This is a genomic window from Bacillus sp. P4_D3 (genome assembly GCF_056401855.1).
Genome location: NZ_JBFUIN010000003.1, coordinates 15,187 through 26,684, shown reverse-complemented (window position 1 = coordinate 26,684; position 11,498 = coordinate 15,187). Strand labels below are relative to the sequence as shown.

Sequence of the window (11,498 nt, the reverse complement as noted above, 5' to 3'; positions counted from 1 at the left end):
TTTTATTGTTCACTAACATGAACTTTTACTGCCGCTGTTACTTGCGGATGCAATTTTACAGTGACTTTTGTATAACCTAATGCACGGATTGCATCGTCCATTTCAAATTTACGTTTATCAAGTTTAATCTTGTGTGATTTTTGCATTGCATCTACAATTTGTTTGCTTGTAATAGAACCAAATAAACGGCCACCTTCTCCAGATTTCGCCTTTAATTCTACAGTTAATTTCTCTAATGTTTCTTTTAATTGTTTTGCACCTTCAAGCTCTGCTGCTGCATCTTTTTCCTCTTTGCGCTTTTGAGCATCTAAAGTTTTCATACTGCTGTTTGTCGCTTCGGCAGCTAACCCCTGTTTTAGTAAGAAATTATTTGCATAACCGTCTGGTACGTTTTTTATTTCTCCTTTTTTACCTTTACCTTTTACGTCTTTTAGAAAAATTACTTTCATGATTGTGTGCCTCCCTGTAAATAGTCATCAATAACAAATTGAAGCTTCTCCTCCGCTTCATCTACTGTAACATTTTTCATTTGTGTGGCTGCATTTGTTAAGTGCCCGCCACCTCCTAAATTTTCCATAATTAGCTGTACATTCAATTCACCTAAAGATCTACCACTAATTCCAATGAAATTTTCTCCACGTTTTGCAATAACAAACGATGCAATGATACCTGTCATTGTCAATAATGTGTCTGCTGATTGTGCAATAAGTACTTGGTCATAATATTCATCACCATCAACTTTAGCAATCGCAATTCCATTTTTATAAATGTACGCATTTTTAATGGCTTTTGCAACTCGTAAATACTGACCCATATCTTCTTTTAAAAGTTCTTGTACAAGTACAGTGTCTGCGCCATGCGAGCGTAAATAAGAAGCGGCATCAAAGGTACGAGCGCCTGTACGGAATGTAAAACTTTTCGTATCAACAATAATACCAGCTAACAATGCCGTTGCTTCTAACATGGTCATCTTTAAATTTTTCGGTTGATACTCAAGTAACTCTGTAACAAGCTCTGCCGTTGAAGAAGCGTATGGTTCCATATAAACAAGTAATGGATCTTCAATGAAATCTTCTCCACGGCGATGATGGTCAATAACTACTACATTTTCAATCTTATGTAACAGTTTTTCCTCCATCACCATTGAAGGTTTATGCGTGTCAACAACAACAAGTAATGAATCATCATTTGCAAATTCCATCGCTTGCCCTGGTGTAATAAAGTGTGACCATAACTCTTCATTTTGTTTCACTTTATCCATCAAACGCTTGATTCCTTTATCAGAATCATTTTCATCTAATACAATATATCCTTTGCGCTCATTTAATTGAGCTACCTTTAAAATACCAATCGCCGCACCAATCGCATCCATATCAGGGGCTCTATGCCCCATTATAATGACATTACTGCTTTCTAATACTAAATCCTTTAATGCATGCGAAATAACTCTAGCACGTACACGAGTACGCTTTTCGACCGGATTCGTCTTGCCACCGTAAAACTTAACTTTACCCGTTGCTTGTTTAATAGCTACTTGGTCTCCTCCTCGTCCTAATGCAAGGTCTAAACCAGATTGAGCCATCGCTCCAAGCTCCGCTAAAGGTAAATCACCTGAGCCAACACCAACACTTAATGTAAGTGGTATATTCCTTTTTGATGTTTCTTCACGCACTTGATCCAAAATACTAAATTTCCCTTTCTCCATTTGCGCTAAAATACTTTCATTTAGTACAACGAAGAATCTTTCTGAAGATGCACGTTTCAAATATGCACCATACTTAACGGCCCATTCATTTAGACGTGACGTCACAAGACTTGTTATATTCGTACGTAATTGATCATCTAACCCTTGTGTAACTTCATCGTAATTATCTAAATAAATAACAGCCAAAACAGTGCGCTGATCCTCATACATTTTTTCAATCTCTGTTTGCTCAGTTACATCAAAAAAATAAATTAGTTTTTCTTCTTTCCTTACAAACACACGGAACTTCCGACTATTTAAAGATACTATATCATCAGAAGTCTCTCCTTTAATAAAAAGGAGTAATGTTTCTGATACATCGTACAGATGCCACCCAGCTAATGCGTGTTGCCCCAAACATGAAGACAAGTAAGGATTTGCCCAATCAATCCCATACTCCTTATTGTATAACAATATACCGATTGGCATCTGGTTGAATGCTTCGTTACTCACTTTTTTTACCCTAGTAATCATATCTGTCGTATACTTTTCAAAGTTCCTTTGAAAGGTAAGTTCAAATCGTATAACTAAAAAGAAAACGATGCTAAAAACCAAAAAGGAAGATATCCCCATAATTAAGTGGAAATAACAGAGAATCGAGATTAGCACCAACACAAAAAATGCCAATACGTAAACAGGATATAAAAACCACTGTTTCTTATAAAATTCAGGCATGTATACAACTCCTATAAAGTAAAACTAACTCACCTTCCAGTTAGTTAAACAAATTAAAATAGTGTAAGGAATATTATTTTATTCCCCTATTTTAGAACGCAATGAAATCCCTAAATCAATTATACCTAAGATTGTCACAAGAGGAAACAGCATTGGAATAAACATACATACAATAAAACTAATAATAGGAATACCCCTCGTAAAACCTTTTCTGTGTGCTAAAAAGGTGATAAACGTTAATCCTTGCAATACGAGCAGCAAAGCAAAGATTACATATAGGTTAGAAAATACCATATGTAAATATGATGTTGGTTCTACTTTTATAAAAGTTGCTAACAAAATAAATATGACGTAATACCAGACAATACTCTTTGGCAATTGTATATCTTTAAATTTAGGCCAAGGTGTAACCTCGTGCTTTAACTTTCTCAAAACACTACCTGATATTAGCACTGTGATCCAAGAAAAACATACAGAAACTAGTACAAGTATACTTGGAAATAACGTCTGTAATATATCATTCATTTGTGCAAATAACTCTTTTTGTTCCTTACTAACTGGCATACCAGCAGCAGTTGCTATCTTTTCACTTTGCGCCATACTTTCACTAAATATATTTTGCATTTGCTTCATTAAATCTATGTTGAAAAATTTTATACTTCCAACATAAATGAGCATCATACCAATTAAATATGCAAGCGTTCCAGCTATCAATATCTCCACTGGTTTTTTCCCTTTTTTATACATATACCCTAATACAACACCTATTAATCCAAACATCACTGTCTTTATGAGACTAATCGGCTGACTCACAATAACTGTAATAAAAAGTGCCGCTACAAAAATAACGAGTATATTAGATAGTTTATGTCTTACTGTTAATAATATAAATGGTAACGGCAACACAAACGTTACCATTGTACCTAAAATCGGAACATACATAGATATAAGCAACAAAATTGCATATATAGCCAACAACGCTGCACCCTCAGTAATAAATCTCGTGTTTTTCATCATTCAACCTCTCTCTCAAAAAAGAAAAGCATAGCAAAATGCACAGTAGAGTCCGACTCTACTGTGCATTTCATACGCTATTATTCACCAACATATGGTAAAAGTGCCATTTGACGAGCACGTTTAATTGCAACTGTAAGTTTGCGTTGGTATTTCGCGCTTGTTCCTGTTACACGACGTGGTAAAATTTTACCGCGCTCAGAAACGAAACGTTTTAATAAATCAACATCTTTATAGTCAATGCGAGTGATGCCGTTAGATGTGAAGAAACACACCTTACGACGTTTCGCACGTCCACCTTTGCGTCCTGCCATGTCTATTCCCTCCATTCTTTGTTAAAAATATCCGATTCATACCATTAAAATGGTAAATCGTCGTCCGAAATGTCAATCGGTTGACCAACATTCGAAAATGGATCGTCATTCTTCGTAAATCCAGTGTTACCTGAGTTACCTGAGTTACCCGAGTTACCCGGATTACTAGATTGACCAAATGGGTTAGAGCTTTGGTTACCGAAACCAGCTCCTGATGGTTGCTGATTGAATGAACCACGTTGCTCCCCACCGCCATTACGCGGCTCTAAAAATTGTACGCTCTCCGCAAGAACTTCTGTTACATATACACGTTTACCATCTTGTCCATCGTAAGTACGAGTTTGAAGACGTCCGTCTACGCCTGCTAAGCTACCTTTTTTCAAATAATTTGCCACGTTTTCTGCTTGTTTACGCCATATTACACAATTAATAAAGTCAGCTTCACGCTCACCTTGTTGATTCGCAAATGCGCGATTCACAGCTAACGTAAAAGTAGCTACTGCAACACCATTGGGCGTGTAACGTAAGTCAGGGTCCTTAGTTAAACGACCAACGAGGATAACACGATTCATCAATCGAACCACTCTCCCTATATATCTTAATTATTTTTCTTCTTCTTTAACAACGATATGACGAAGGATATCTTCGTTGATCTTAGCTAAACGGTCGAATTCGTTAATCGCTTCTGAATTAGAGTTCACCTTTAAGATCATGTAGAAACCTTCACGTAAGTCGTTGATTTCGTAAGCTAAACGACGCTTACCCCACTCTTTTGTGTTAATGATTTCTGCACCATTGTTTGTTAAAACACCTGCGAAACGTTCAACTAAAGCTTTTTGAGCTTCTTCTTCAACGCCAGGACGAATGATGTACATAATTTCGTACTTTCTCATTACACTTTCACCTCCTTTTGGTCTAAACGGCCCATAATGGGCAAGGAGCAATTAATTTATAGTAATTACTCACGAGTTTAGATTATATCATAGTAAGTTATATGAATCAACTCACCAATACGTAAAAAACTTGGCAAACATATAATATATTTGCCAAGTCTATATCTTTATTTTTCCTAGGAAATATTAAATTAAACGTTAAAGCGGAAGTGCATAACATCTCCGTCTTTTACGATATACTCTTTTCCTTCTAAACGTACTTTACCAGCTTCTTTTGCAGCTGTCATAGAGCCATTTGTCATTAAATCAGTATAAGAAACTGTTTCCGCACGAATAAATCCACGTTCAAAGTCCGTATGAATAACACCAGCACATTGTGGTGCTTTCATACCTTGTTTAAACGTCCATGCACGTACTTCTTGCACACCAGCTGTGAAGTAAGTAGCAAGTCCTAATAAGTCATATGCAGCACGAATTAATTGATCTAAACCAGATTCTTCAATACCTAGTTCTTCAAGAAATACTTTCTTCTCTTCCTCATCTAACTCAGCAATTTCTGATTCGATTTTTGCACATACAACAATTACTTGTGAATTTTCATTTGTTGCAAATTCTTTTACCATTTGTACATATTTATTGTCAGAAGGATCCATAATATCATCTTCACTTACGTTTGCTACGTACAGCATTTCTTTCGTTGTAAGTAAATGAAGGCCTTTAACAATCTTCATTTGCTCTTCTGTAAATTCAACAGTACGAGCTGGTTTTCCCTCTTCAAAAGCTTCTTTTAAACGAACTAAAATTTCATGCTCATATACAGCTTCTTTATCTTTTTGTCTTGCTAACTTCGCAACTCGTTCGATACGTTTATCAACAGATTCCAAATCCGCTAAGATTAGCTCTAAGTTGATTGTTTCAATGTCATCAATTGGATCTACTTTTCCTGAAACGTGCGTAATATTTTCATCTTCAAAACAACGAACAACTTGGCAAATTGCATCTACTTGACGAATGTGAGATAAGAATTTATTCCCTAACCCTTCACCTTTACTTGCACCTTTTACGATACCTGCGATATCAGTAAATTCAAATACAGTCGGAACAGTTTTTTTCGGTTCTACCAATTCCGTTAATTTATTTAAACGCTCATCTGGTACTTCTACAATCCCTACGTTTGGATCGATTGTACAGAATGGATAGTTCGCAGATTCTGCTCCTGCTTGTGTAATTGCATTAAATAAAGTGGACTTCCCTACGTTAGGTAATCCAACAATCCCAGCCGTTAATCCCATATTTTTCACTCCTATGTCTCAATCTTTCATCATTATAGATAGTAACGAAAAAAATGACAAGTTTCCACCAAATGAAAAAAAGCAACGGCTGTCTACTGCAGCTGTTGCTTTTTCACTATTCTTCATGCTTCACAAGTATTTTTTTTACCTTGCGATCAAACTCTCTTCGAGGAATCATTACCGAATGGTCACACCCCTCGCACTTAACGCGGATATCCATTCCCATACGAATAATCTTCCAGCGATTTTCACCACATGGATGGGCTTTCTTCATTTCCACAACATCGTACAAGTTATATTGCTTTTGCTCCATTCTCTAAATCCCTCCCACTATTAAATTGCTTTTTCACTAACTAATTCTTCGCGACTATATAAAACCATACGTGGGTATGGAATTTCAATCCCATGTAAATCAAGACGATTTTTAATCTCTTTGCGAAGAGCCCTCGCAATAACTGCATGCTGCATCGGCTCAACTTCAGCAATAACACGTAATACAACTTCAGACGCTGCCAGTGTTTGAACACCTAGCAATTGAGGTGTTGTTACCATTTTCTCATATTTTTCTGGTAATTCCACTAATAAATCTTCAATAACTTGCTCCGCTCGTACTATATCACTTTCATAAGAAATAGATACATCAACAAATGCTACACTATTACTAACGGAAAAGTTCGTTACTTGTACAATACTACCATTTGGTATTATATGAATTTCACCTGTCCAGCTTTTCATCTTCGTTGTACGTAGTCCAATTTCCAAAACAGTTCCTTCAAATTGACCTATTCTTACATAATCACCTACTGAAAATTGATCCTCTAACAAAATAAATAATCCTGTAATAACATCTTTAACTAAACTTTGTGCACCAAAACCGACTGCTAAACCAATTACCCCAGCACCGGCTAATAGACCTGACGCATTAATATCAAACACGCCTAAAATTGCAATTAACATAATGAACATAACAACGTATGCCACAATATTTTCAAGCAACTTCGCTACCGTAACTGTACGACGTTCTGAAATTTGAATCGGCGAACGGCTTCCCATACGAAACGCATTTCGTACAATTGCCCTCGCAACTCGCACAACGATTGCACCAAGTATTAAAATAACGATTATTTTTAGTGATTTCACACCTATATTCGTCCAATCAATGGACTCGAACCATTTCAACGCTACATCCATGTCCCTCTACCTCTCCAGCTAAAATTTCTTTTTAGTTATCCTTATTATTGTATCAGAACTCTCTCTGATTTCTGAAAAAAATTTATGACTTTAATTCCATTTGTTAACTTCCATTCAGGTATAAAATGAAACGAATATATATATACTAGTACTATTATTTCTGTTTTCATTCACAGTTTGCAAAAAGTATGCACTTATAATTTTCCATTTCACACACTATATAACATATTGTGAAAATTTATTAAAAGGATGGGTGCTTCATGAATATTAGAAGTTTTCGCTTACCTTTTTTTGAAAAAGAAACTCAAAATGTTATGCATCATGACTTAGAAGCCTCCGAGACAATCAGTAATTTCTTGCTTTCCCATATTCCCATTAAGACTAATATGCCACTCATTCTCGTTTGTATCGGAACAGACCGATCCACCGGTGATGCACTTGGTCCATTAGTTGGTACTAAACTAGAACAAATTGAAATCAAAAACCTTCAAGTGTTCGGCACACTAGACGAACCAATACATGCACTAAACTTAGAAGAGAAAATTCAGAATATACAGAAAGAAAATCCTGCTTCATTTATTATTGCTGTTGATGCATGTTTAGGAAAATCTCAAAGTATCGGTTCTATAACTACCGGAAAGGGCCCCAGTAAACCTGGAGCTGCGATGAATAAGAAATTACCTGAAATTGGTGATTTGCATATTCATGGCATCGTAAATTTAAATGGTTTCATGGAGTTTTTCGTACTTCAAAATACAAGACTAAGTTTAGTCATGAAGATGGCTGATGTAATTGCACAAAGTATAAAAGAAACAGACCAAAAATTATCTGCATTAAAAAAAGCAAACCATCTATAAACAATAAGATGGTTTGCTTTTTAATTTCCCTTTGATAATAATTCTAAAATTCGATTTAAGTCTTCTTTATTAAAAAATTCGATTTCGATTTTACCTTTTTCTTTTTTCGTTTCTTTGATCTTTACATCCGTACCAAACTTTTCTCTTAAAAATGTTTCACGCTCTACAAAAAATATATTTCTTTCTTTTTTCACTTGTTGTGTTTCACGTGAAACACGTTGATTAATTTCCTGGACAATTTGTTCCAATTGGCGAACATTCAGTCCTTCTTTTTCAATTCGCTTCAATAAAGATTTCAACTGTTCTTCATCTTTTATTGTAAGTAAAGTTCTTCCATGAGCCATTGAAAGCTGACCGTTTGCAATCATATCTTGAACGAATGAAGGGAGGCTTAACAATCGAGTATAATTTGCGATATAAGGCCTGCTTTTACCAAGACGTTTTGCTAATTGTTCTTGTGTTACATTTAGCTCGTTCATTAACATCTGATATGCCATTGCCTCTTCCATAGGATTTAAATCTTCTCGTTGTAAGTTTTCAAGCAAAGCAAATTCCATCATTTGCTGCTCATTTAATTGCCTTACGACAGCAGGCACTTTCTCAAGTCCGGCCTCTTTAGCAGCACGATATCTTCTTTCACCTGCAACTATTTCATATCCTTTAATACTCTTTCGAGCAATTAACGGTTGCAATATACCGTGCTCTTTAATAGAAGCCGCTAATTCCTGAATCGCTTCTTTATTGAAATGTTTACGTGGTTGATATGGATTCGGCCTTAATTCAGTTACTATAATCTCCTGAATCGTTTCTTCTTCTTTCACATCTAAATCTGGAAAAAACACATTGATTCCTCTTCCTAATCCCTTAGCCACCTGCAATCACTTCCTCTGCTAAATCTAAATATACTTCTGCTCCTCTTGATTTAGCGTCATACTGCATAATTGGTTTTCCATGACTTGGTGCCTCACTTAAGCGAACATTACGAGGAATAATCGAACGATATACTTTATCCCTAAAGTATTTTTTCACTTCATCTATAACTTGAATTCCTAAATTTGTACGAGCATCCAACATCGTTAACAATACACCTTGAATTGCTAAATTTTTATTTAAATGCTTTTGCACAAGTCGAACTGTATTTAATAGCTGACTTAACCCTTCCAGCGCGTAATATTCACACTGTACAGGAATAATAACAGAATCTGCTGCTGTTAATGCATTAATCGTTAATAATCCTAAGGATGGGGGACAGTCAATAATAATATACTCATATTCATCACGAATTGGCTGTAATGCTCTTTGCAAGCGTACTTCCCGGGAAATGGTTGGTACCAATTCAATTTCAGCACCAGCCAATTGAATTGTAGCGGGTAGAACATCTAAGTTTTCAGTTGCGGTTTTCCGTATAGCGCCTTGAACATCTGCATCTTCCACAAGAACATTATAAATACATTGATCTAATTCAGACTTTTCAATTCCTACACCAGTCGTTGCATTTCCTTGAGCATCAATATCTACGAGAAGGACTTTTTTTCCTACTTGTGCCAATCCAGCCCCTAAATTAACGGATGTTGTTGTTTTTCCAACACCGCCTTTTTGATTAGCGATAGCAATGATTTTTCCCACGATGTCACCTACTTTCAACCTTTCTTATTCTAGAAACAATTACTTTTATTGTAACATGAAATAAAAGTTTTTCTTTTACGTCCTTATTAAACTTCAAAATTTATTTCCAAACTCCTTCTTGCTTTAACAAGAAAATATAGTAAAAGAGACCTCTCCAATAGGATAAGGTCTCTAGCACGTAATTATTTTTTCTTCGGAATTTTAATCGTAATTTGATAGTATTCATCAAACTCTTCTTCCGCAGAATTAACATTCAAACCACTGTTAACAACCATTTGTAATGATTGTCTAATTGTGTTCATAGCAATTCTTGCATCTCGACTTACTGCTTTTTGCTTCGCTTTGCGCTTTGGTTTTACTTCTTCTAGTAACTTTGCAATTCGTTCTTCTGTTTGCTTTACATTCAATTGCTTCTCCACAATCTCTTGTAAAACCTTCAGTTGTAATTCCTCATTTTTCAAAGGAATAAGGGCGCGAGCATGCCGTTCTGTAATACTTTTTTCTAATAATGCACTTTTGATTTCTTCAGGCAATTTTAATAATCGCAATTTATTTGCGACTGTCGATTGTCCTTTTCCAAGTCGTTGTGCCAATGCTTCTTGTGTTAAATTATGTAACTCAATCAGCTTTTGATATGCCACAGCTTCCTCAATTGCTGTTAATTCCTCACGCTGCAAATTTTCAATTAACGCTACAGAAGCTGTCTCAGTATCATTTAAATTCTTTATTATTGCAGGAACTTTTTCCCACCCTAACTTTGTTGCTGCGCGGAAACGCCTTTCCCCGGCAATAATCTCGTACTTATCATCCTCATACTGTCTCACAACAATCGGCTGGATAAGCCCATGTGTACGAATCGTTAATGCTAGCTCCTCAATACGTGCATCGTCAAAAACTGTTCGTGGTTGATAACGGTTAGGGGTAATGTTTACTATCGGAATTTCCTGTATTTCTTCATATACCTTTTTAGCTATTTCTTCATGGCTTTCGTCTTGTAATTCGAATTCGCTCTCTTTATCTCCAAAGCCAAATAAACGAGAAAACGTATTTTTCATACATATTCCACCACCTTTTAGGCCTATTGACTGTTCTACATAAAATGTTTCCTATGAAACATTTACGTTTTCATTTATATAATTTAATCTTACGTCTAATAAGATTTATTTTTCAATAGGTAATTTATTGGGCGTTCCCGGTTTGCGTGGATATTTCTTTGGTGTCTTGCGCTTTTTCTCGATTAATAAAATATTACGCTCACTTTCTTCAAACGGTAATTGGAACGTAGACATTTCTTTCAATTCTCCGCCAAGTACCTCTAAAGCATATTTGCCATTTTCGATTTCTTCGTTCGCCGCTGCACCTTTCATTGCAATGAATGTTCCCCCTACTTTTACAAGTGGTAAACATAGCTCACTTAATACAGAAAGACGTGCAACTGCACGTGCCATTACAATATCGTATGCTTCACGTACACCTTCTTTTTTCCCAAATGTTTCAGCACGATCATGACAAAATGCAACATCACTTAATTCTAACTTTTGCGCTAAGTGATTTAAGAAATTAATACGTTTTTGTAATGAATCTACAATTGTTACTTTTAAGTGCGGGAAACAGATTTTTAAAGGGATACTTGGGAAGCCAGCTCCTGCTCCAACATCACAAATAGAAAATGGTTTCGAAAAATCATAATAAAAAGCCGCTGTAACAGAATCAAAAAAGTGTTTTAAGTATACTTCCTCTTTCTCCGTAATAGCCGTTAAGTTCATTTTTTCATTCCACTCTACTAACGTTTCAAAATAGATTTCGAACTGCTCTAACTGTCTAGAAGAGAGGGAAATACCCTTCTCTTCTAGCATAGATTGAAATTGTTCTATGTTCATCTAGCAATATCT

At 35.8% G+C, this 11,498-nt stretch carries 14 protein-coding genes; 1 reads left to right on the top strand and 13 read right to left on the bottom strand.

What is annotated here, in order from left to right:
- Positions 1 to 2: 2 nt before the first annotated feature.
- The 9 genes from rplI to AC1DTM_RS01000 all read right to left on the bottom strand — a co-directional run bounded on the left by rplI (position 3) and on the right by AC1DTM_RS01000 (position 7,123).
- Complete coding sequence (rplI, locus tag AC1DTM_RS01040) at positions 3 to 449, bottom strand: 50S ribosomal protein L9 (protein ID WP_016106796.1); 447 nt, start codon at positions 447 to 449, stop codon at positions 3 to 5.
- Positions 446 to 2,419, bottom strand: coding sequence for a DHH family phosphoesterase (locus tag AC1DTM_RS01035; protein WP_016106797.1), 1,974 nt, complete (start codon positions 2,417 to 2,419; stop codon positions 446 to 448). The genes rplI and AC1DTM_RS01035 overlap by 4 nt, the downstream gene beginning before the upstream one ends.
- A gap of 78 nt (positions 2,420 to 2,497) precedes the next feature.
- Positions 2,498 to 3,433: a YybS family protein gene (locus tag AC1DTM_RS01030; RefSeq protein ID WP_016106798.1), complete on the bottom strand. Its 936-nt coding sequence runs from the start codon at positions 3,431 to 3,433 to the stop codon at positions 2,498 to 2,500.
- A gap of 80 nt (positions 3,434 to 3,513) precedes the next feature.
- Entirely contained in the window at positions 3,514 to 3,747 is a 234-nt protein-coding gene (gene rpsR, locus AC1DTM_RS01025; protein WP_000918874.1) for a 30S ribosomal protein S18, read from the bottom strand.
- Positions 3,748 to 3,791: 44 nt separating this feature from the next.
- Positions 3,792 to 4,322 carry a single-stranded DNA-binding protein gene (gene ssb, locus AC1DTM_RS01020; RefSeq protein ID WP_002159667.1) on the bottom strand — a complete coding sequence of 177 codons (531 nt, stop codon included), beginning with the start codon at positions 4,320 to 4,322 and terminating at the stop codon, positions 3,792 to 3,794.
- A gap of 27 nt (positions 4,323 to 4,349) precedes the next feature.
- Positions 4,350 to 4,640, bottom strand: coding sequence for a 30S ribosomal protein S6 (gene rpsF / locus AC1DTM_RS01015; RefSeq protein WP_002144565.1), 291 nt, complete (start codon positions 4,638 to 4,640; stop codon positions 4,350 to 4,352).
- 191 nt (positions 4,641 to 4,831) lie between these two features.
- Positions 4,832 to 5,932 carry a redox-regulated ATPase YchF gene (gene ychF / locus AC1DTM_RS01010; protein WP_002159666.1) on the bottom strand — a complete coding sequence of 367 codons (1,101 nt, stop codon included), beginning with the start codon at positions 5,930 to 5,932 and terminating at the stop codon, positions 4,832 to 4,834.
- A 115-nt stretch (positions 5,933 to 6,047) separates the two neighbouring features.
- A complete protein-coding gene (locus tag AC1DTM_RS01005) occupies positions 6,048 to 6,245 on the bottom strand; it encodes a DUF951 domain-containing protein (RefSeq protein WP_000436054.1) in 198 nt (65 codons plus the stop codon).
- A gap of 20 nt (positions 6,246 to 6,265) precedes the next feature.
- Positions 6,266 to 7,123, bottom strand: coding sequence for a mechanosensitive ion channel family protein (locus AC1DTM_RS01000; RefSeq protein WP_016106799.1), 858 nt, complete (start codon positions 7,121 to 7,123; stop codon positions 6,266 to 6,268).
- Positions 7,124 to 7,383: 260 nt separating this feature from the next.
- Between AC1DTM_RS01000 and yyaC the strand changes: the two genes are divergently transcribed.
- Positions 7,384 to 7,980, top strand: coding sequence for a spore protease YyaC (yyaC, locus tag AC1DTM_RS00995; RefSeq protein WP_016106800.1), 597 nt, complete (start codon positions 7,384 to 7,386; stop codon positions 7,978 to 7,980).
- A gap of 20 nt (positions 7,981 to 8,000) precedes the next feature.
- Here yyaC and spo0J read toward each other — a convergent pair whose 3' ends face one another.
- The 4 genes from spo0J to rsmG form a co-directional block, all read right to left on the bottom strand.
- Complete coding sequence (spo0J, locus tag AC1DTM_RS00990) at positions 8,001 to 8,852, bottom strand: stage 0 sporulation protein Spo0J (RefSeq protein ID WP_171902578.1); 852 nt, start codon at positions 8,850 to 8,852, stop codon at positions 8,001 to 8,003.
- Entirely contained in the window at positions 8,845 to 9,606 is a 762-nt protein-coding gene (gene soj / locus AC1DTM_RS00985; protein WP_002016469.1) for a sporulation initiation inhibitor protein Soj, read from the bottom strand. Before soj ends, spo0J begins: the two co-directional genes overlap by 8 nt.
- 182 nt (positions 9,607 to 9,788) lie before the next feature.
- Complete coding sequence (gene noc, locus AC1DTM_RS00980; RefSeq protein WP_016106801.1) at positions 9,789 to 10,661, bottom strand: nucleoid occlusion protein; 873 nt, start codon at positions 10,659 to 10,661, stop codon at positions 9,789 to 9,791.
- Between the two features lie 105 nt (positions 10,662 to 10,766).
- Complete coding sequence (rsmG, locus tag AC1DTM_RS00975; RefSeq protein ID WP_002089956.1) at positions 10,767 to 11,486, bottom strand: 16S rRNA (guanine(527)-N(7))-methyltransferase RsmG; 720 nt, start codon at positions 11,484 to 11,486, stop codon at positions 10,767 to 10,769.
- Positions 11,487 to 11,498 lie beyond the last annotated feature (12 nt).

Coding starts and splice junctions, on each gene's coding strand:
- rsmG (WP_002089956.1), bottom strand. CDS start 11,486: ATGAACATAGAACAATTTCAATCTATGCTAGAAGAGAAGGGTATTTCC.
- rpsF (WP_002144565.1), bottom strand. CDS start 4,640: ATGAGAAAGTACGAAATTATGTACATCATTCGTCCTGGCGTTGAAGAA.
- noc (WP_016106801.1), bottom strand. CDS start 10,661: ATGAAAAATACGTTTTCTCGTTTATTTGGCTTTGGAGATAAAGAGAGC.
- AC1DTM_RS01005 (WP_000436054.1), bottom strand. CDS start 6,245: ATGGAGCAAAAGCAATATAACTTGTACGATGTTGTGGAAATGAAGAAA.
- ychF (WP_002159666.1), bottom strand. CDS start 5,932: ATGGGATTAACGGCTGGGATTGTTGGATTACCTAACGTAGGGAAGTCC.
- AC1DTM_RS01030 (WP_016106798.1), bottom strand. CDS start 3,433: ATGAAAAACACGAGATTTATTACTGAGGGTGCAGCGTTGTTGGCTATA.
- AC1DTM_RS01035 (WP_016106797.1), bottom strand. CDS start 2,419: ATGCCTGAATTTTATAAGAAACAGTGGTTTTTATATCCTGTTTACGTA.
- rpsR (WP_000918874.1), bottom strand. CDS start 3,747: ATGGCAGGACGCAAAGGTGGACGTGCGAAACGTCGTAAGGTGTGTTTC.
- AC1DTM_RS01000 (WP_016106799.1), bottom strand. CDS start 7,123: ATGGATGTAGCGTTGAAATGGTTCGAGTCCATTGATTGGACGAATATA.
- rplI (WP_016106796.1), bottom strand. CDS start 449: ATGAAAGTAATTTTTCTAAAAGACGTAAAAGGTAAAGGTAAAAAAGGA.
- yyaC (WP_016106800.1), top strand. CDS start 7,384: ATGAATATTAGAAGTTTTCGCTTACCTTTTTTTGAAAAAGAAACTCAA.